This is a genomic window from Variovorax paradoxus (assembly GCF_009755665.1).
GTDB lineage: Bacteria > Pseudomonadota > Gammaproteobacteria > Burkholderiales > Burkholderiaceae_C > Variovorax > Variovorax paradoxus_G.
Genome location: NZ_CP046622.1, coordinates 918,920 through 939,029, shown reverse-complemented (window position 1 = coordinate 939,029; position 20,110 = coordinate 918,920). Strand labels below are relative to the sequence as shown.

Here is a 20,110-nt window from a genome sequence, read left to right as displayed (position 1 = left end):
TTACCGCAGCTTCAGCGTTGAAAGACCCACGAGGCACAGCAGCATCGTGATGATCCAGAAGCGCACCACGACCTGCGTCTCGCGCCAGCCGCTCTTCTCGAAGTGATGGTGCAGCGGCGCCATCTTGAGCACGCGCCGGCCCTCGCCGTAGCGCTTCTTGGTGTACTTGAAGTACATGACCTGCGCCATGACCGAGATCGCCTCGACCACGAAGATGCCACCCATGATGAAGAACACGATCTCCTGGCGCACGATGACGGCAATGGTGCCCAGCGCGCCGCCGAGCGCCAGCGCGCCCACGTCGCCCATGAAGACCTGCGCCGGATGGGTGTTGAACCAGAGGAACGCCAGGCCCGCGCCAGCCATGGCCGAGCAGAACACCAGCAGCTCGCCCGATCCTGGAATGTTGGGGAACAGCAGGTACTTGGAATACACCGCGCTGCCGGTCACGTAGGCAAACACGCCCAGCGCCGAACCGACCATCACCACCGGCATGATCGCCAGGCCGTCCAAGCCGTCGGTCAGGTTGACGGCATTGCTTGCGCCCACGATCACCAGGTAGGTCAGCACCACAAAGCCGATGCCGCCGAGCGGATAGCTCACTTCCTTGAAGAAGGGCACCAGCAGATTGATCTTCGGCGGAAAGTCGAGATCGAAGCCCGACTGCACCCAGGCGAAGAACAGCTGCAGCACGCGCCAGTTGGAGCTTTCCGAAATGCTGAAGAGCAAGTAGAAGCCGGCGATCAGGCCGACCACCGACTGCCAGAAATACTTTTCGCGCGAGCGCATGCCTTCCGGGTCCTTGCGCACTACCTTGCGCCAGTCGTCGACCCAGCCGATGGCACCGAAGCCCATCGTCACCCACAGCACGATCCAGACAAAGCGGTTCGACAGGTCGAACCACAGCAGCGTGGCAAAGGCGATGGCAAACAGCACCAGCACGCCGCCCATGGTGGGTGTGCCGCTCTTGGTCAGGTGCGTTTCCATGCCGTAGCCACGCACCGGCTGGCCGATCTTGAGCGCGGCCAGGCGGCGGATCACATACGGACCGGCGACCAGACCGACCACCAGCGCCGTCAGCGACGCCATCAGCGCACGGAATGTGAGGTACTGAAAAACGCGCAAAAAACCGAATTCGGGCGAGAGAGTTTGCAGCCACTGGGCCAGGCTCATCAGCATGTTGTCTTGCGCGGCTCATGCGTCATGACCGGCCTCCTTTTGTTGTTGTCGTGATTGCTCGATGGCCTGCACCACCCGCTCCATCTTCATGAAGCGCGAGCCCTTGACCAGCACGCTCCCGACCTGCGGCAGCCGCGCGAGCACGGCAGCGTTGAGCGCATCGATCTCGGCGAAGTGCCGCCCATCGTTGCCGCTGCTTCCATCGCCGAATGCGGCAACGCTGTGCGCCGTTTCGGCACCCAGCGCGTACACCGCCTCGATGCCGCGCTGCCGCGCCCAGTCGCCGACCTCGGTGTGAAATTCGAGTGCGTGGTCGCCCACTTCGCCCATGTCGCCCAGCACCAGCAGGCGCGGGCCGGGCAGCGCCGCGAGCACGTCGATGGCGGCGCGCACGGAATCGGGGTTGGCGTTGTAGGTGTCGTCCACGAGCGTGACCGAATGCCCACCAGGCAGCACGACCTCGCTCGCCTTGGAGCGGCCCTTCACCGGTTCGAATTTGGTGAGACCCGCGGCAATGGTTTCGAGCGATACGCCTGCTGCAAGCGCACACGCGGTAGCCGCGAGCGCATTGACGACGTTGTGCCGGCCCGCAATGTGCAGGCTCGCATCGAAGTCGCCCAGCGGCGTGCGAATGCCGACCTGCCAGGCGCCCTTCCCCCAGTCCGCGCGGACCAGCGAGATATCGGCGTCCGGCTGCTCGCCGAAGGTCATGCACCGGGGCGATGCGCCGTCACGTGCCATGTCGTTCCACAGCGGCGTGAACTCGTCGGCATGCGGGAACACGGCGGTGCCGCCCTCCGGCAAGAAGGAAAACACGGCGCCGTTCTCGCGCGCCACCGCATCGACGGTGGCCATGAACTCGAGGTGTTCGCGCTGGGCGTTGTTCACCAGCGCAATGGTCGGGCGCGCGATGGCGGCCAGGCGCGCAATCTCGCCCGGGTGGTTCATGCCCAGCTCGACCACCGCATGCTGGTGTTTGGCCCGCAGGCGAAGCAGCGTCAGCGGCACGCCGATCTCGTTGTTGAAGTTGCCGGCCGTCGCCAGGGCGCGGTCGGCCCTGAAGGCGACCAGGATGGCCGCGATCATTTGCGTGACGGTGGTCTTGCCGTTGCTGCCCGTGACGGCAATGAGCGGCAGGTCGAACTGCGCGCGCCAGCGTGCGCCCAGCGCACCGAGTGCGGCGAGCGAATCGGGCACCTCGAGGCCGGCCAGGCCGGCATCCTCCAGGCCATGGTGCGCAATGGCGGCCACGGCACCGTGCGCCTTGGCGTCGGCCAAAAATTCATTGGCGTCGAAGCGCTCGCCCTTGAGCGCCACGAACAGGTCGCCCTGCGACAGCGTGCGGGTGTCGGTGTGAACGCGGGCAATCGCGGTTCCAGGGTCGCCCACCAGGCGCGAGCCGGGAATCCACTGCTGCGCCTGGGCCAGCGTGAGCATCATCGGCTCGCTCATGCGGCACCTCGCTGGGCGAGCGCGTCCTGCGCGTGGATACGGTCGGAGAACGGAATGCGCTGGCCGGCAATCTCCTGCCAGGCTTCATGGCCCTTGCCGGCGATGAGCACCACGTCTTGCGGCGCAGCCTGTGCAATGGCGTCGGCAATGGCGGCCGCGCGGTCGGGCTGCACCTGGGCCGCTTCGGGGCGCGAGAGACCGAGCAGCACCTGGCTGATGATCGCGTCGGGGTTTTCGCTGCGCGGGTTGTCGCTGGTCACGATCACGCGGTCGGCCTGGCGCTCGGCCACGGCCGCCATCATCGGCCGCTTGATCGGGTCGCGGTCGCCGCCGCAGCCGAAGAGGCACCAGAGCGCACCGCCGCGCTGCTGCGCGAGCGGGCGCAGGCCGGCCAGTGCCTTGTCGAGAGCGTCGGGCGTATGGGCGTAGTCGACCACCGCCAGCGGCGCGCCCACACCGGCACCCACCCGCTCCATGCGACCCGGCACGCTGCCGAGGCTGGCGCACGCCGCCACAGCCTCCGAGAGCGTAAGACCCAGCGCGCGCAGCGTGCCCAGCACGCCCAGCAGGTTGGCCACGTTGTACTGGCCGATCAGTCCGGTCGAGATGCGCTCCACCGCATCGGTGCCGTGCTCGGCCACCGAGAACTGAAGCCCCTGCGCGTCGTAGCCCACGTCGCGCGCCATGAGCCGCGCCGGCGAGCCCGCGGCCGAAACAGTCCAGACGTCGAGCGCGCCGACGCCGGCTTCGATCAGGTTGGCGCACAGGGTGGCGCCGTGGACGTCGTCGATGTTGATGACCGCGGCACGCAATGCGGGCCAGCGGAACAGCTCGGCCTTGGCTTGCCAGTAGGCCTCCATGCTGCCGTGGTAGTCGAGGTGATCCTGCGTGAAGTTGGTGAACACGGCCACCGCAATACGCGCGCCGTCGAGCCGCCGTTCGGCAATGCCGATGGACGAGGCCTCGATGGCGCAGGCGCCGAAGCCGCGCTCGACCAGCGCGCGCAGTTCGCGCTGCATCATCACCGGGTCAGGTGTGGTGAGGCCGGTGTAGGTGAGCGCCGGCGGCACGCCGATGCCCAGCGTGCCCATGACCGCGCAGGGCGACGGCACGCTGCGCTCGGCGCTGCCGTCGATCCGCAAGGTGCGAACACCGCCGGGCACGGTCAAGGTGGAAAGCGCTTCGGCCAGCCACCACGCGGTGGAGGTCTTGCCGTTGGTGCCGGTGACGGCCAGCAGTTCGAGCGCGGCCGACGGGTTGCCGTAGAAGGCGGAAGCGATCGGGCCAGTCGCGGCCTTCAGGCCCGGGTAGCTTGCAATGCGGTCGCTGAATTCGCCCTGGTCGAAGCCGAAAGCTTCCACGCCTTCGTGCTCGACCAGGCAGGCCGCAGCACCCTGCGCCAGTGCAGCCGCCACGTGCTTGCGCCCGTCGGTTGCGGCGCCGGGCCATGCAATGAAGCCGTCGCCAGCGCCGACCGGCCGGCTGTCCGCATGCAGCGCACCCTGCACGCGCTCCTGGAGCCAGAGCGCGGCGAGCTGAGGGGAAGTGAGTGTCAGCATGCTCAGAAGCTCTCGTCGACGCCTTGCGTCACCACCAAGGGTTTGACCGCGAGGTCGGGCGCAACGTTCATCATGCGCAGGGTCTGCTGCACGACTTCGCTGAAAACAGGCGCGGCGGCCACGCCGCCGAAGTATTGGCCGTCGCTCGGCTCGTCGATCATCACGCCGACGATGATGCGCGGCTTTTCGATGGGCGCCATGCCTGTGAACCACGCGCGATATTTGTTGCTTGCGTAACCTTTGCCAACCTGCTTGTGCGCCGTGCCCGACTTGCCGCCGACCGAGTAGCCGATGGTCTGTGCGCGCGTGCCGGTGCCGCCCGGCCCTGCGGCCATCTGCAGCATCTTGCGCACCGCCAGAGCGTTCGAGGGCGAAAACACCCGCACGCCGACAGGCGGCTCGCTGCTCTTGAGAATGGTGACCGGAATGATCGCGCCATCGTGCGCGAAGGCTGTGTACGAATGCGCCATTTGAAACAGCGACGCCGACAGCCCGTAGCCGTAGGCCATGGTGGCTTGCTCGACCGGCTTCCAGGTCTTCCAGGGGCGCAGCCGCCCAGTCACCGCGCCCGGAAACTGGATCTGCGGCTTCTGGCCGTAGCCGAGCGCGGTGTAGGTGTCCCACATTTCGTGCGGAGACATCTTCTGCGCGATCTTCAGCGCGCCGACGTTGCTCGACTTCTGGATCACGCCTTCGACCGTGAGCGTGCCGTAGTTGTGCGTGTCGCTGATGGTGAAGCCGCCCATCTGGTAGCGGCCGGGCGAGGTTTCGATGAGCGTGGACGGCTTCACGCGGCCGGCCTCCAGCGCCATGGCCACGGTGATCGGCTTCATGGTCGAGCCGGGCTCGAAGGTGTCGGTGAGTGCGCGGTTGCGCAACTGCTCGCCGGTGAGGTTCTGCCGCTTGTCGGGCACGTAGCTCGGGTAGTTGGCCAGCGCCAGCACCTCGCCGGTCACGGCGTCGAGCACCACCACGCTGCCGGCCTTGGCCTTGCGTGCCGTTACGGCATCGCGCAGCTTTTGATAGGCGAAGAACTGCACCTTGCTGTCAACGCTGAGCTGGATGTCCTTGCCGTCGACCGGCGGCACCTGCTCGCCCACGCCCTCGACCACGCGGCCCAGGCGATCCTTGATGACGCGGCGCGAGCCGGCCTTGCCGGCCAGCTCCTTGTTAAAGGAAAGCTCGATGCCTTCCTGCCCGTTGTCTTCGACATTGGTGAAGCCCACCACGTGCGCGGCGGCCTCGCCTTCGGGGTATTGGCGCTTGTATTCCTTGCGCTGGTAGATGCCCTTGAGGTTGAGTGCGGCAATCTGCTTGGCAATGGGTTCGTCGACCTGCCGCTTGATCCAGACGAAGGTCTTGTCCTCGTCCTCGAGCTTCTTGTCGAACTCCTTCTGCGGCATCTCGAGCAGCTTGGCCACTTGCTTGAGTTTGGCGCGCACCTCGGGGTCATCGCGTTCGATGTCTTCCGGAATGGCCCAGATGCTGGGCGCCACCACGCTGGAAGCCAGGATGAGCCCGTTGCGATCGAGGATGCGCCCGCGGTTGGCCGGCAACTCCAGCGTGCGCGCAAAGCGCACTTCGCCTTGCCGCTGGAAGAAGCTGTTGTTGAAGACCTGCACGTAGGCGGCCCGGCCCGCCAGCACGACAAAGCCGAGCGCAATGCCGGCCACGATGAACTTGCTGCGCCAGACCGGCGTCTTGCTCGCGAGCAAGGGGCTGGTGGTGTAGCGAACGCTGCGGCGGCTCATCGCTGGGGCCTCGCTGCGGTGGGCTTTGGCGCGGGGGCGGCCGGCGGCGCGGGCGGCGGAGCCACCACGGCCGGAATCACGGTGCCGTCGGGCCGCACATATTGCGTGATGGCCGGCGTGGTGGTGCGCATCTGGAGCTGCTCCTTGGCGAGCTTTTCCACGCGCAGCGGCGTGGCCTGCGCGCGCTTTTCCACTTGCAGCCGATCGTGGTCGAGCTCGAGGCGGCGCGCTTCCTGCTGCGAACGGTCGAGCTCGGTGTACAGCTGGCGCGACAGGTACTGCGTGTGCACGAGGTACAGCGCCGTCGAAATGACGGCCAGCAGCAGGAGCAGGTTGAGGCGCGTCATGCCGCCTCGGTGCGTTCGGCCACGCGCAGGATGGCGCTGCGAGAGCGCGGGTTGCCGCGCACTTCCGCGTCGGACGGCTTGATGCGCTCGAGCGCGCGCAGCTTCATCACCTTGGGCGCCGCGAAAGGCGCGCGACGGTCGTACACCTCCTTGGAGTGCTTGGCGATGAACTGCTTCACGATGCGGTCTTCCAGCGAGTGAAAGCTGATCACCGCGAGCCGGCCGCCGGGCTGCAGCACCGAAAGGCTCGCGTCTAGCGCCTGTTGCAGCTCTTCAAGCTCGGCGTTGATGAAAATCCGAAAAGCCTGAAATGTGCGCGTTGCAGGGTTCTGGCCCTGCTCGCGGGTTTTGACCGTGCCAGCCACGAGCTCGGCCAGTTCGGTGGTGGTTGAAATTGCGCCCCGTTCTTGTCTGCGAGCAACAATCGCCTTTGCAATCTGAACAGCAAACCGTTCTTCGCCATAGTCACGGATCACCTCTGCAATCTGCTGAAGTTCGGCCGTTGCCAGCCATTCGGCCACGCTCTCGCCGCGCGTGGTGTCCATGCGCATGTCGAGCGGGCCGTCGAAACGAAAACTGAAACCGCGCACCGGGTTGTCGATTTGCGGCGAACTCACGCCCAGGTCCATCAGCACACCCGCCACGCTGGCATCGGGCAATTCACCCAGCGAACGGAATCCCTGGTGCCGGATGGAAAAACGCGCATCCGAGATGCGCGCTGCTTCGGCCACCGCTTCCGCATCCTTGTCGAATGCGATCAGCCTGCCTTCCGGAGCCAGCCTCGCGAGAATGGCGCGCGAATGCCCTCCGCGCCCGAACGTCGCGTCCACGTAGGTGCCGGTCGCCGCGGTGCTGCCGGAAAGAAGGGCTTCCACCGCTTCGTTCAGCATCACGGTTGTATGAATCCATGGAGTGTTCACACAAGCCCTCAGAACGCGAAGTCCTGAAACACATCGGGCATCTCGCCCTGGGTGGCCTCGGCCTCCTTGGCCTCGTAGGTGGCCTTGTCCCAGAGCTCGAAGTGATTGCCCATGCCCAACAACAGCGTCTCGCGCGTGATGCCGGTGGCCGCACGCAGTTCGGGCGACACGAGGATGCGGCCGGTGCCGTCCATCTCGACGTCCATGGCGTTGCCGAGGAAAACGCGCTTCCACCACTGTGCCGACATCGGCAATGCGGCGATGCGCTCGCGGAATTTCTCCCACTCGGGACGGGGGAACACCATGAGGCACCCGTGCGGGTGCTTGGTGATGGTGAGCTGGCCGTTCGCCGTCGCGCTCAGGACGTCACGATGCCGGGTCGGCACGGAGAGCCGCCCCTTGGCATCGAGACTGAGCGATGAAGCGCCTTGAAACACGACCAGGACCTTTGTGTTGGGAATGCCGCGGCACCCGAAAGGGGCACCATCCGCACTTTTTCCCACTTAACTGCACTTTTTTGCACTGTAGCAGGAAACACTTCAGGCGCAACTGGTCGTTGGTGGTATTTTTTGTAATGGAATCAACGACTTAGCGCTGATTTCCAAACTTGGAAATCGGCGAATTTCGTTGAAAAAGAAGTACTTAGCTCACGCAGTGAATGTAATGCGTGAAGCGCAACCCCGTAACAGGGGCTGCAAAGGGGCTTCAGAGGATGAAGCGCGAAAGGTCTTCGTCGTGACTTAGTGCCGCAAGGCGCTCGTCGACGTAAGCGGCATCGATGCGGATGGTCTGTCCGCCGATGCGGGTGGCATCGAAGCTTACCTCATCGAGCAGCCGCTCCATCACGGTCGACAAACGGCGTGCGCCGATGTTCTCGGTGCGCTCGTTCACTTCGAATGCAATGGCTGCCAGGCGATTGACACCCTCTGGCGTGAACTCCAGCGTCACGCCTTCGGTGGCAAGCAGCGCCTGGTATTGCTTGACGAGCGAAGCGCGCGTCTGGGTGAGGATGTTTTCGAAGTCCGCCACCGAGAGCGACTGCAGCTCGACGCGGATCGGAAAGCGCCCCTGCAGCTCGGGAATCAGGTCGCTCGGCTTGCTCAGGTGAAAGGCACCGCTTGCAATGAAGAGCATGTGGTCGGTGCGCACCACGCCGTACTTGGTGGTCACGGCCGTGCCTTCGACCAGCGGCAGCAGGTCGCGCTGCACACCCTGGCGCGACACGTCCGAGCCCTGGGCTTCGCTGCGGGTGGCAACCTTGTCGATCTCGTCGATGAAGACAATGCCGTTCTGCTCGGCATTGGTGATGGCCTGGGTGCGAATTTCGTCTTCGTTGACCAGCTTGGCCGCCTCTTCGTCGATCAGCAGGCGCATGGCCTCGGCGATCTTGAGCTTGCGCGTCTTGCGCTTGCCGCCGCCCAGTTGGCCGAACATGCCGCGCAGCTGCTCGGTCATTTCCTCCATGCCCGCCGGGCCCATGATCTCGAGCGGGGCGCGGGTCTCGGCGAGATCGAGCTCGATCTCCTTGTCGTCGAGCTGGTGCTCACGCAGCTTCTTGCGGAAGGCCTGCCGGGTGGGATTGGGGCCGTCCAGCGCCGGCGTGGCGCCGTCGCTGCTGCGCGCGGGCGGCAGCAGCACGTCGAGAATGCGCTCCTCGGCGGCGTCTTCCGCGCGGGCGCGCACCTTGGCGCTCTCGGCTTCGCGCGTCTGCTTGACGGCAATCTCGGCCAGGTCGCGAATGATCGAATCGACGTCCTTGCCCACATAGCCCACCTCGGTGAACTTGGTGGCCTCGACCTTGATGAAAGGCGCATCGGCCAGCCGCGCGAGCCGGCGCGCAATTTCGGTCTTGCCCACACCCGTGGGCCCGATCATGAGGATGTTCTTCGGCGTGATCTCGGTGCGAAGCTTTTCTTCAACCTGCTGGCGGCGCCAGCGGTTGCGCAGCGCAATGGCCACGGCGCGCTTGGCGGCCGGCTGCCCGACGATGTGATTGTCGAGCTCGGAAACGATTTCCTGCGGGGTCATGGACATGGTCAGAGCGCTTCCACCGTGTGGTTCATGTTCGTGTAAATGCAGATTTCGCCGGCTATCGCGAGAGATTTGCGCACAATTTGCTCAGCCGTCAGGTCCGTGTTGTCGATCAGCGCCTTGGCGGCCGACTGCGCATACGCACCGCCTGAGCCGATGGCAATCACGCCGTCTTCGGGCTCGAGTACGTCGCCGTTGCCGGTGATGATGAGCGAAGTGGTGGCATCAGCCACGGCCAACATGGCCTCCAGCTTGCGCAGCACGCGGTCGGTACGCCAGTCTTTGGTGAGTTCGACCGCGGCGCGGGTCAGGTGGCCCTGGTGCTTTTCGAGCTTGGCCTCGAAGCGCTCGAAGAGCGTGAAGGCGTCGGCCGTGGCGCCGGCGAAGCCAGCCAGCACCTTGCCGTGATAGAGCCGCCGCACCTTGCGCGCCGTGCCCTTGATGACGATATTGCCGAGAGTGACCTGCCCGTCCCCGCCGATGGCGACTTGGTCGCCCTGGGGGGTCTTGCGGCGCACGCTCACGATGGTGGTGCCGTGAAACTGTTCCATCGAAGCCATCTGGGGACGCCCCGGGGCAATGCAACCCCGTGCGCGCCAACTCGCCGCGCCCGGGGCTAGTTCTTGCGAACTGCTACCGTGGCGTGATCGGCAATGCCGACCAGGTCAAACAGCGCCGCAATCAGGCGGTGGGCGTCCACGAACTGGACCCGCTCGCCCTGGGCGTCGCGCGCACGCACCCAGCTCAGCAGCGTGCCGGCGGCAGCAAGGTCCATGCGCAGCAGCGCCGCACATGAGATAACCGGCGCGGTGGTGTTGCGCAGGTCGACATCCAGCCGCTGCAGGCTCGAATGCGACTCGCCGCGAAGGTCGCCGGCCAAGGCGGCAAAGCCGCTGTCCGTGGAAGGAAAGCTGTCCGATTCGCCGTTGGCGGACAACAGCGACCACACGGAGCCGGAACCCGAGCGGCTCCCCTCCGGAGCCTCGATCGTGGTGCATTCGCCGTTGGGGTCTTGCCAGGCCGGCGGCGACACCTCGTAGGTGATGCAGTAATTGAGCGCCACCAGCTCGAAGTCGTCCGGCAGGTTCATCATGCGCAGCGTTGCCAGGTGCAGCTGCCACCACACGTCATCGGTGCCGCGCTCGTTGTTGGGCGTTGCCTCGGCCAGCACGGCAAGCAGTTTTGCCGATCCGATGAAGCGCAGCTTGACCGGCGAATTCGCCCAGTGGGTGAACAGCACGCGCAATGGGGAGGCGGCATCGGCCTCGACGGCGGCCAACGCGCGCCAGTCGAGCGTCCAAATCGGGCCGGCCTGCGACAACGCACGCGTGAGGTTCACCAGCCCGTCGCGCGACAGCCGTGCGGGGCTGGTCCAATCGGCAGCCGCCGAGGCCAGCTCAGCGTGCTCGCTGGCGGCTACGGCCTGCACGTCGCGCGCCAGTTCGTCGAGCGGCAACCAGTCGGGGCCCATGCGCTTCATGCGCTGCGCGTAGCGCATGCGGGCGGCGGCAAAACGGGTGGCGTCGCCGGTGGCGCGGTACAGGTCGAACAAGGCGCGCCAGCGCGTCTCGTCGCGCTCGGCGGCGGCGTGGTCGCCCTCGGCGCCGGCACTTTCTGACGCCAGCGCCTGCAGAAGAATGGCTTCGGCACCAGTGTCGTCGCCATGCGCGAAACGGATCACGGCCTCTTCGAGCGCGCTGTCCCGCGCGAGCCGCGCCGTGAGCAGCGACGTGTCGTCGACCGCCGCGCTGGCCGGAATGGGAGCGGCCGCGGGGGCCGGAACCGGAACCTCCGCCACGGGGGCAGCGGCCGGCGCAGCCCTGAAAGTGGGCGCCGCGAGCAAGCTGGCCACCTCGGCCTCGTCCATCGGCGGGGGCAGCGTCTCGGCGCCGGCCTCGGGCGGCGCATTCGCCAGCACCTCGCCATTGGGGCCGCGGCCCTTCCACCACTGCTGCGACATCTGCTCCTCGATCTCGTCGATCTTCTTGAGCGTGAGTGCGCGCCCTTCGGACTTCTCCGTGGTGGTGTTCAGGTTGAAGGACGACGGCGTGACCGTTCCTTCGAACGCATGGGCGGCCGCTTCGCGTTGCCGCAGCTTGCGGAGCATGTCGAACTCGCGCCGGCGCACAAAGTCGTTGCGCTGGCGCCGCTCGATCATCTCCTTGAGCATTTCCCGGCTGTAGGCCTGGTCGGGCAGCGTGGAATCGGCGGCCGCATTCAGCTCCGACCAATCCTTCAGCGGATTGCGGACGAACTTCGCCACCTTGGAAAGGAGGCGGCCCGTTTCTTCCTTAGCCATCTACAGGAATTTCGCGGCGAACTGGGCTCTTGTGATCTTTCCGCTCAATCCCCGAACATCTTCTGCTTGAGTTCGCGGCGCTGCTGCGCTTCGAGCGACAGCGTGGCCGTGGGGCGAGCCAGCAGGCGGCCGACGCCGATAGGTTCGCCGGTTTCGTCGCAGTAGCCGTAGTCGCCCGCATCGATGCGCTGGATCGATTGCTCGATCTTCTTGAGCAGCTTGCGTTCGCGGTCGCGCGTGCGCAACTCGAGCGCGTGCTCTTCCTCGATGGTGGCGCGGTCGGCCGGATCGGGCACCACCACGGTGTCTTCGCGCAGGTGCTCGGTGGTTTCACCGGCGTTTTCGAGAATGCCGCGCTTGAGTTCGACCAGCTTCAGGCGGAAGAACGCCATCTGCTTTTCGTTCATGTACTCGGAGTCGGGCATGGCGATGACCTCGGCGTCGGTCAACTCGGCAGCCGACTTGGCTTTCCAGTTGTTGGCGAGCTTCGGGTCTTTCTTGACCGCCACGGGGGGCGGCGGCACCAGCGCGTTGGAGGGTGCCTGCGAGAAGGAAGACTTGGCAGCGGTGGAAGCCACCGATTGCGGCATGGAAGGCACGGTCAGCTGCGACAGCCGGGACACGCGGCCACCTCGCGCGGGAGCGGGTGCGGCGGTCTGTGCGGGCATCGAAGGTGTCGCCGTGGCGGAAGAAGAGGCGGCAGCCGTTTTTTTCATTGGTATCGGAGGGGCAGAAGTAACGGCAGCAGTGCGGCCGACAGTTTTGGATGGCGGTAGACCCGCATCTGCAGTTTTGGTTGCACTCCTGGCCGGGGCGGATGCCTCCGGCGGCGCAGCAGACTTTGCAGGCTTGACGGGCTTCTTTGCAACGGTCGCGGCCTTGGCCGTTGGCGTTGCTGGCTTCTTTGGAGCGCTTTTTTCTTTCGTGGCCGGAGCTTTTGCAGCGGAAGAAATCTTTTTTGCCGCGGGTACAGCCGGCTTTGCAGCCACCGCTTTGGTGGCGGCGGACTTGGTTGCTGGCATTGCCTTGGCGGCGGGTTTCTTCACGGTGACTGGCTCCTTGAACGAACTGGAACGCGCTTTCACTGGGTGTCTCCTCCCAAGGGAACCACTGCGGGGTTGAGGCCCCGGGCTCCACATTGTCGGAGTGCTCGCAGCGACGAACCCCGGGGTTATACCCCCGAAAGCCCGCCGGAAACTTGCGGCGCCCCCTGCCGTAGGCCACATCTCGCTCTTAAAACGAAAGCGTGGCTGCCGGAACAGGCGCGCGATTGTATAGAGAACTCAAAACAGAAGGGAGATGTACCTGCAAACCGCTTACGTCCGTTAGCATCCCCGGCGTTGCCGGAGGGGGCAACAAGACCTGCCGAGCCCATCGGGCCCTGCGGGTCGATCCGATCATTCATACAAAAGAGAAGAAATCTTGAGCAAAAAAGCAGTTTTGGGCACGCTGGCCGCAGCCGTCGCGGTTGCCTATGGTGGCAGCACCTGGTGGGCGGGCTCCAAAGTCAAGTCCAGCTACGAAGCCGCCCTGGAGGAGTTGCCGAAGCAGACCGCGCTGGTGCGCGTGATCGATCGCAAATACGAAAGCGGATTCTTCGGTGCGGTCAGCACCGTGACTTTCGAGTTCGGTTGCGCCGCCGATACGGCCGCCGCGCAGGTGCCCGCCGTCGCCAAGCCTGACGAAGAGGACGACGAAGAAGCCGAAGCCGAGAGCACGCCGTTCAAGCCCGTGCGCATTACGGTGCGCGACACCATTCGCCATGGCCCGATTGCCGGCGGCACGCTGGCCGCGGCCACCATCGACAGCGAACTGGTGCTCGACGTGAAGGCCCAGGCCGAAGCAGAAAAGCTCTTCGGCAAGGCCAAGCCCCTGACCGCCCACACCAAGGTAGCGTTCAACGGCGGGTACGCAACCGACCTGGCCGTGGCGCCGATCAAGCTGGCTGAAGAAGGCAAGGGACAGTTCGCCTGGCAAGGCGCGCAAATGCGCGCCGAGATGAACGGCGCCCGTACCCAGGTGAACTACAGCCTGGCAATGCCCGGCCTGGACCTGACCGACACGCGCACCGGCGTGACCCTGAAAATGGGCAAGCTCGCCGGCACGGCCGACATGAACAAGAGCGAAGGCTGGATCCTGGCCACGGGCAAGACCGAAGCCCGGCTCGACAGCTTCGAGTTCTCGGCGCCCAAGGGCCTGGGCGCCAGCGGCAGCGGCAAGCCCCTGCCCGCCGTGCTGCTGCAGAACATCGACATGATTGCCGATGCCAACATCAAGGACGGGCTCTACGAATCGATCGGCACCATCAAGGGCACCGGCAAGGTCGGCGAAACGAAGATCGACAAGTTCGAGATGACCAGCGGCGGACGCCGCATTCACGCGGCCGGCTACAAGAAGCTGGCCGACGCTTGGATGCAGTCGGCCGCCATCAACGGCTGCGGCAAGGGCGGCAGCAAGGCCTCCCAGGCCGCCATGCAGGCGCTGATGGAGCAGCTCGCCCCCGACCTCAAGGCCATGGCCAAGTACAACCCCGAACTCGGACTGGACAAGATGCTGGTCGAAATCGGTGGCAAGCGCGGCGAAATCAGCTACACGGCCGGCTTGGTCGGCGTGACCGACGAAGACCTGAAGGAACCCGGCATGGCGCTCCTGATGAAGCGCGGCGTGCTCAAGGCCAGCGTGCGGCTGCCGATGCAATGGCTGGAGCAGGTTGCCGCCACCGGCGCCGAAAGCGGCCAGCTGCCGCCGCCCGAAATGGTGGCCGGGCTGGTCGAGCAAGGCGAAGGCATGGGCTTCGTCAAGCGCGACGGCACCGACATCACGAGCCAGGTCGAATACAGCGAAGGCAACCTGAAGGTCAATGGCAAGCCGCTGGGCGGCATGGCCGGCAAGTAAGCCTCGGCTAAAGCTAAAAAAGGCGCTGGCCCCTCGGGGCAGCGCCTTTTTTATTTGGGTGGCCTCAGTGCCGTCAGCGCGCTGTCACACCAGGCACTGCTCGAGCCCCTGCTCCAGGATTTCGCGCGGCAGCTCGATGCCGATGAACACCATGCGGCTCTGGCGCGCTTCGTCCTTGCCCCACTCGGGGCCCAGGTCGCTGCCCATCAGCTGGTGCACGCCCTGGAAAATCACCTTGCGCTCGGTGCCCTTCATGCTCAACACACCCTTGTAGCGCAGCATGCGCGGGCCGTAGATGTTGACGATGGCGCCCAGAAAATCCTCGAGCTTGGCCGGATCGAAGGGACGGTCGGCCTTGTAGACGAAGCTCTTCACGTCGTCGTCGGTGTGGTGATGGTGGCCGTGCCCTTCGTGCTTGTGCGAGGGGTGGTCGCAATGCTCGCCATGCGCGTGGTCATGGTCGTGATGGTCGTGGTCGTCTTCCTTCAGGAAGTCCGGATCGATGTCGAGCTTGGCGTTCAGGTTGAAGCCGCGCAGGTCGAAGATGTCTTTCAGCGGCACATCGCCGAAATGCGCCTTTTGCTGAGGCGCGCGCGGGTTCATGTGCTTCAGGCGGTGAATCAGCGCCTCGGTTTCCTCGGCCGACACCAGCTCGCTCTTGCTGATGAAGATCTGGTCGGCAAAACCCACTTGGCGGCGCGCTTCCTGGCGGTCGTTGAGCTGCTGCGGCGCATGCTTGGCATCGACCAGCGTCAGGATCGAGTCGAGCAAATAGCTCTCGGCAATTTCGTCGTCCATGAAGAAGGTCTGCGCCACGGGGCCGGGGTCGGCCAGGCCGGTGGTCTCGATCACCACGCGGTCGAAGTCGAGCAGGCCTTGGCGCTTCTTGGCGGCCAGCAGCTGCAGGGCTTCGCGCAGGTCTTCGCGAATGGTGCAGCAGACGCAACCGTTGCTCATCTGCACGATCTGCTCTTTCGATTCGGTCACGAGAATGTCGCTGTCGATGTTCTCTTCGCCGAACTCGTTCTCGATCACCGCGATCTTCTGGCCGTGGGCCTCCGTCAGGATGCGCTTGAGCAGCGTGGTCTTGCCCGAGCCTAGAAAGCCGGTGAGGATGGTGGCGGGAATAAGGGCCATGGTGTGCTCCGAAGGCGGAAAACTGGGAAGAAGAAAAACTGGAGAGGCAGTTTAGCCAATGCCACTCAGTTGCGTTGGCGCGGGGTCAAGCCGGCTTTTTCACCACCACCAGGCCCTTGAGGTATTCGCCCTCGGGAAACTCGATGGTCATCGGGTGGTCGGGCGCCGCGCCCAGGCGTTCGCTGATGTAACCGTCTACTTGGGCGTCGATACCCGCCGAAGCCACGATCTTGTGAAAAAGATCGGCGCTGATGCCGCCGGAGCATGAAAAAGTCAGCAGCACGCCGCCGGGCTCCAGCAGCTTGAGCGCAAGGCGGTTGATGTCCTTGTACGCGCGGGCCGCGCGATCGGCATGGGCCGCGGTGGGTGCGAACTTGGGCGGGTCGAGCACGATGGCGTCGAAGGTGCGGCCCTGCTCGATGAATTCGCGCAGCACGGTGTTGACGTTGGCGTCCAGAAACTCGGCCTTCACGCCCGAGCCCTCGCCGCCGAAGCCGTTCAGCACCAGGTTGGCCCGCGCCTTTTCGAGCGCCGGCTGAGACGAATCGACCGACACCAGCTCCGCGCCTTCCATCGCCCCCGCCGCCTGCAGGCCCGCAAGCGCCGCCACGGTAAAGCCGCCGGTATAGCAAAAGCAGTTGAGCACGCGCCTGAAGCGCCGGTGCTGCGCCAGCTCGGCGAAGCGCTGGCGGCTGTCGCGCTGGTCGAGGTAGAAGCCGGTCTTGTGGCCCGTCGCAATGTCGAGCGACAGCTTCCAGCCATGCTCGCGAATCGTCATTTCGGTGGCGCTCTCCCCGCGCAGCCAGCCCGTGACGGGCTTCAGGCCCTCGCGCTCGCGCCCGCTGGCGTCTGAACGCTCGTAGAGCTTGTGCAGGCCGGTCGCCTCGAGCAGCGCGTCGGCGATGGCGGCCTTCCAGCGCTCGACGCCAGCTGAGAGGAACTGCGCCACCAGCGTGTCTCCGTAGCGGTCGACGATGAGGCCCGGCAGCCCGTCGGCCTCGCCGTGGATCAGCCGTACACCGTCGCTCTGCAGGTCGAAAAGGCCTCTGGCGGCCACGGCGCGGGCGCATACCGAGGCCAGAAAGGCGGCATCGATGCGCCGCGTTTCGACAAAGCTCCAGGCCCGCGCGCGAATCTTGGAAACTGGGCTGAACGCCGCCCACGCCAGGAAGGCGCCGTCATGCGATTCGACGCGCACCGTTTCGCCCGAATCGGCACCGCCACGTGCAATGGCGGATTCGAAGATCCAGGGATGGCGGCGCTGCAGCGAGCGCTCTTTGCCGGGCTTGAGGCGGAGGGTTTTCATTTGTGGGTGTCGTCTTTTTTGGGCTTGGCCCGCGCACTTGCTTTGGCGCGTGCCTGTGTATCCGTGCTCTCGGGCCGGGCATGCGCGCGCGGGTGAGCTGCGTCATAGGCCTTGGCCAGGTGCTGAAAATCCAGCCGGGTATAGATCTGCGTGGTGGCAATGTTGGCGTGGCCCAGCAGCTCCTGCACAGCTCGCAGGTCGCTGCTCGACTGGAGCACGTGGCTCGCAAACGAATGCCGCAGCATGTGCGGATGCACCGGCGCCGCAAGGCCGGCCTTCAGGCTGCGCTCGCGCAGCAGCTTCCACACCGCGTGCGAGGACATCCGCAGGCCCTTGCTGTTGATGAAGAGCGCCGCCGCGCCCGCCGGGTCTCGCAGCCCGGCCGTTGCCAGCGCCGGGCAATCGCCGCGCACCGAGAGCCAGTCGCGCAGCGCCTCGGCCGCCTTGCTGCCCAGGGGCACGATGCGGCGCTTGCTGCCCTTGCCGAGCACGTTGGCTTCCATCGCGTCCAGGTCGACCCAGCCGAGCGCCGTGTTGCTGGCGCGCGCATCCAGGCCGGTGAGTTCGCTCACGCGCAGGCCGCAGCCGTAAAGCACTTCGACGATGGCGCCGTCGCGCGCCTCGGTCCAGGGGTCGGCCTCGGGGTCGTAGGTTTCGGCAAGCCGCACCGCGTCGTCCACGGCCAGCGCCTTGGGCAGCGGCCGCGCGGCCTTGGGCGCATGCACGTCCTGCACGGGGTTGAAGCCCACCAGCCCCTCGTTGCCGAGCCAGCGGTAGAAGCTGCGCCAGCAAGAAAGCACCAGCGCAATGCCGCGCGGCTCGCGGCCGGCGCTGTGCAGCTGCGCCATCCAGCGCCGGATGTGCGCGGTTTGCACGCGGTCCAGCGCAAGGCCGGCCTCGGCGGCATTGGCCGAGAGCGCCTGCAGGTGAATGGCGTAGAGCTCGACCGTGCGCGCCGCCAGCCGGCGCTCCACGCGCACATGCTCCAGGTATTTTTCTACCCAGCGCGTGTCGGTCGTCTCAGTGGAGGTAGCCATTGAACGCATTGTTCACGACAGCCAAAGGCTCGCGCAATGCGCCCTTGAAAACCATGCCCCAGCGCTGCCAGCAGCGCGTGCTGGCAGCGGCGTACTGAACGTCGAAGTCCTTGTCGAAACCGGCAGCCCGCACCAGCCGCTCCACGCGCCACAGGTGGTAAGGCTCCGACACCACGATCACGCTGCGAATGCCCGCCGCCTGCAGCAGGGGGCGCGACAACGCAAGGTTCAGCCGGGTGGACGTAGAAGCCGGCTCCAGCAGCAGCGGGCCGGCATAGCCTTGGGCGCGCGCATGCTGCTGCATGACCTCGGCTTCGATGCGGCCGTCTTCCTTGTCGACACCGCCCGAGAGCACCAGCTGCTTCACGCGGCCAGCGTTGGCCAGCGCAATGCCGGCGTCGACCCGGCCCGTAAGGCACGGGTTGGGCTTGCCCCGCAGGTAGGCGCGGTTGCCGAGAATCAGCGCCGCATCGGCCGCGCGCCGGGGCGGGTTGTCGAGCGTTTCGGCCGCGCGCCGCCAAACGATGGCTGCAATGGCCAGGTACGCGAGCAGTCCGCCAAGCAGCACCGTCCACAGCACGGGCCGCACGGCCCGCCAGGACCGGTGCCGCCCGCTCAAGGCCGCAGCCGCGACAGCGCGCCCGAGGCCAGTTCGGCGATGCGCTCGAGAAAGTCGGTGCCCATTTCGGCGTTGAAGCGCTGTGCGTCCGGCGAGGCCAGCACCAGGAGGCCAAAGGCCGGCGATTCGGCATCGGGCCGCAGCGGAATCAGCGCAATCGACATGGCGCCGGCCGGCTCGGGCAGCCAATTGGCCGCCTCGAAGCCCGAATTGAGCCCGCAGTAAGGCGAAGTGAGCGAGGTGGCCAGAGCCTTCACGTCGTCGCTCACCCACTGGGCGTAGGCCTCGTTCAGGTAGTCGGCTCCGCAATCCCACACCTTGATGGCGGTTTGCGGCACCAGGAACAGCGACTGCAGGTCGACCGCAATGCGGTACGGCAGGCTGCGCGGGTCGCGCGTGGTCAAGAGGCCCTTGGTCCAGCGCTGCAGGCGGTCGGCAATGACCACGTTCTCGGTGCCGTGGCGCACCATGTCCATCAGGCGATGCTCCAGCGCCTTGATCTTTTCGCGCAGCATCTCGGCCTGGCGCTCCTGCAGGCTCACGGCGCGGTTGCCGTGTGGGCTGGTGAGCTGCACCTGCGCCAGCAGCTGTGCATGCCGCTCGAAAAAGTCGGGCGTGTTCGCCAGGTAGTTGGCGATGTCGTCTTCGGTGATCGGGTTCATGGCGTCGTCTTTGTTGTTTCTGAAGTTGGTCATGGCAGCTCGGGCACCTCGATGTCTCCCTCGAAAACCGTGGTGGCCGGCCCGGTCATGAGCACCGGGTTGCCCTCGCCCTCCCAGCCGATAGTGAGCACGCCGCCGTGCGTTTGCACGTCGACCCGGCTGTCGAGCAAACCCAGCCGGATGCCGGCCACCACCGCCGCGCAGGCGCCGGTCCCGCAGGCCAGCGTTTCGCCGGCGCCGCGCTCGAACACCCGCAGCTTCACGTTCGTGCGGTCGACCACCTGCATGAAGCCGGCATTTACCCGCTGCGGAAAGCGCGGATGGTGCTCGATTTGCGGGCCCTGCCGCTCCACCGGCGCCGTGTCGACGTTGTCGACCACCTGCACCGCATGCGGGTTGCCCATGGACAGCACCGCCACCGAAACAATGGCCGAATCGGCATGCGTGCCCAGGGCCAGGTGCCAGGTGTGCCACGCACCCGTTGGCTGCGGGTCGAGCCCCGCGGTGTCGAAGGGCACGCGGGCCGGCTCGAAGATGGGCGGGCCCATGTCCACCGTCACGCGGCCGTCTTCGCTCATGCGCGGCTCGATGATGCCGGCCAGCGTTTCGACGCGCACCGTGTCCTTGTCGGTCAGCTGGTGCTCCCGCACAAAGCGCATGAAGCAGCGTGCGCCGTTGCCGCACTGCTCCACCTCGCCGCCGTCGGCGTTGTGGATCACGTATTGAAAGTCGATGCCCTCGCCCGCGTCCTTGGAGGGGCGACGCACCGTAAGGATCTGGTCGGCACCCACGCCGAAGTGACGGTCGGCCAGAAAGCGGTATTGCGCGGCCGTGAGGCCCAGCGTGCCGCGGGTTTCGTCGAGCACGACAAAATCGTTGCCGGCTCCCTGCATCTTGGTAAAGCGGATTCGCATCC

General features: G+C 66.0%; 19 protein-coding genes. 2 read left to right on the top strand and 17 right to left on the bottom strand.

Features of this window, described 5'->3' with window-relative positions; all coding sequences use genetic code 11:
• The 11 genes from mraY to dksA all read right to left on the bottom strand — a co-directional run bounded on the left by mraY (position 1) and on the right by dksA (position 12,206).
• On the bottom strand, positions 1–1,179 hold the full coding sequence (mraY, locus tag GOQ09_RS04345; RefSeq protein WP_126747925.1) for a phospho-N-acetylmuramoyl-pentapeptide-transferase: 1,179 nt from the start codon (positions 1,177–1,179) through the stop codon (positions 1–3).
• A 15-nt stretch (positions 1,180–1,194) separates the two neighbouring features.
• On the bottom strand, positions 1,195–2,619 hold the full coding sequence (locus tag GOQ09_RS04340) for a UDP-N-acetylmuramoyl-tripeptide--D-alanyl-D-alanine ligase (protein WP_157616581.1): 1,425 nt from the start codon (positions 2,617–2,619) through the stop codon (positions 1,195–1,197).
• Positions 2,620–2,627: 8 nt separating this feature from the next.
• Positions 2,628–4,190: a UDP-N-acetylmuramoyl-L-alanyl-D-glutamate--2,6-diaminopimelate ligase gene (locus GOQ09_RS04335; protein ID WP_157612042.1), complete on the bottom strand. Its 1,563-nt coding sequence runs from the start codon at positions 4,188–4,190 to the stop codon at positions 2,628–2,630.
• Between the two features lie 2 nt (positions 4,191–4,192).
• Entirely contained in the window at positions 4,193–5,941 is a 1,749-nt protein-coding gene (locus tag GOQ09_RS04330) for a peptidoglycan D,D-transpeptidase FtsI family protein (protein ID WP_157612041.1), read from the bottom strand.
• The gene (ftsL, locus tag GOQ09_RS04325; protein ID WP_157612040.1) at positions 5,938–6,288 is read right to left on the bottom strand and encodes a cell division protein FtsL; all 351 of its coding nucleotides are present in this window, start codon (positions 6,286–6,288) and stop codon (positions 5,938–5,940) included. Before ftsL ends, GOQ09_RS04330 begins: the two co-directional genes overlap by 4 nt.
• Positions 6,285–7,208: a 16S rRNA (cytosine(1402)-N(4))-methyltransferase RsmH gene (gene rsmH / locus GOQ09_RS04320; RefSeq protein ID WP_157612039.1), complete on the bottom strand. Its 924-nt coding sequence runs from the start codon at positions 7,206–7,208 to the stop codon at positions 6,285–6,287. Before rsmH ends, ftsL begins: the two co-directional genes overlap by 4 nt.
• Before the next feature lie 8 nt (positions 7,209–7,216).
• Positions 7,217–7,645, bottom strand: coding sequence for a division/cell wall cluster transcriptional repressor MraZ (mraZ, locus tag GOQ09_RS04315; protein WP_126747920.1), 429 nt, complete (start codon positions 7,643–7,645; stop codon positions 7,217–7,219).
• A 268-nt stretch (positions 7,646–7,913) separates the two neighbouring features.
• Positions 7,914–9,242 (bottom strand): ATP-dependent protease ATPase subunit HslU, encoded by a 1,329-nt coding sequence (hslU, locus tag GOQ09_RS04310; RefSeq protein WP_157612038.1) that lies wholly within the window; start codon positions 9,240–9,242, stop codon positions 7,914–7,916.
• 2 nt (positions 9,243–9,244) lie between these two features.
• A complete protein-coding gene (gene hslV, locus GOQ09_RS04305; protein WP_026283873.1) occupies positions 9,245–9,790 on the bottom strand; it encodes an ATP-dependent protease subunit HslV in 546 nt (181 codons plus the stop codon).
• 65 nt (positions 9,791–9,855) lie between these two features.
• The gene (locus GOQ09_RS04300) at positions 9,856–11,538 is read right to left on the bottom strand and encodes an STAS domain-containing protein (protein WP_157612037.1); all 1,683 of its coding nucleotides are present in this window, start codon (positions 11,536–11,538) and stop codon (positions 9,856–9,858) included.
• Positions 11,539–11,582: 44 nt separating this feature from the next.
• Positions 11,583–12,206: an RNA polymerase-binding protein DksA gene (dksA, locus tag GOQ09_RS26550; protein ID WP_012746056.1), complete on the bottom strand. Its 624-nt coding sequence runs from the start codon at positions 12,204–12,206 to the stop codon at positions 11,583–11,585.
• Positions 12,207–12,219: 13 nt separating this feature from the next.
• On the opposite strand from dksA, the gene GOQ09_RS26545 reads away from it, so the two are divergent.
• Together GOQ09_RS26545 and GOQ09_RS04285 are read left to right on the top strand one after the other, a co-directional pair.
• Entirely contained in the window at positions 12,220–12,660 is a 441-nt protein-coding gene (locus GOQ09_RS26545; RefSeq protein WP_157612036.1) for a hypothetical protein, read from the top strand.
• A gap of 300 nt (positions 12,661–12,960) precedes the next feature.
• Positions 12,961–14,433 carry a YdgA family protein gene (locus GOQ09_RS04285; RefSeq protein ID WP_242630990.1) on the top strand — a complete coding sequence of 491 codons (1,473 nt, stop codon included), beginning with the start codon at positions 12,961–12,963 and terminating at the stop codon, positions 14,431–14,433.
• A gap of 84 nt (positions 14,434–14,517) precedes the next feature.
• Here GOQ09_RS04285 and GOQ09_RS04280 read toward each other — a convergent pair whose 3' ends face one another.
• From GOQ09_RS04280 to dapF, 6 genes are all read right to left on the bottom strand, one after another.
• Positions 14,518–15,570 (bottom strand): CobW family GTP-binding protein, encoded by a 1,053-nt coding sequence (locus GOQ09_RS04280; RefSeq protein WP_157612035.1) that lies wholly within the window; start codon positions 15,568–15,570, stop codon positions 14,518–14,520.
• Positions 15,571–15,655: 85 nt separating this feature from the next.
• A complete protein-coding gene (locus GOQ09_RS04275; RefSeq protein WP_157612034.1) occupies positions 15,656–16,876 on the bottom strand; it encodes a class I SAM-dependent rRNA methyltransferase in 1,221 nt (406 codons plus the stop codon).
• Positions 16,873–17,913, bottom strand: coding sequence for a tyrosine recombinase XerC (locus GOQ09_RS04270; RefSeq protein WP_242630989.1), 1,041 nt, complete (start codon positions 17,911–17,913; stop codon positions 16,873–16,875). Before GOQ09_RS04270 ends, GOQ09_RS04275 begins: the two co-directional genes overlap by 4 nt.
• Complete coding sequence (locus GOQ09_RS04265) at positions 17,897–18,502, bottom strand: YdcF family protein (protein ID WP_157612033.1); 606 nt, start codon at positions 18,500–18,502, stop codon at positions 17,897–17,899. Before GOQ09_RS04265 ends, GOQ09_RS04270 begins: the two co-directional genes overlap by 17 nt.
• Before the next feature lie 26 nt (positions 18,503–18,528).
• The gene (locus GOQ09_RS04260) at positions 18,529–19,227 is read right to left on the bottom strand and encodes a DUF484 family protein (RefSeq protein ID WP_157612032.1); all 699 of its coding nucleotides are present in this window, start codon (positions 19,225–19,227) and stop codon (positions 18,529–18,531) included.
• On the bottom strand, positions 19,224–20,108 hold the full coding sequence (dapF, locus tag GOQ09_RS04255; protein WP_157612031.1) for a diaminopimelate epimerase: 885 nt from the start codon (positions 20,106–20,108) through the stop codon (positions 19,224–19,226). The genes GOQ09_RS04260 and dapF overlap by 4 nt, the downstream gene beginning before the upstream one ends.
• Positions 20,109–20,110: the final 2 nt, after the last annotated feature.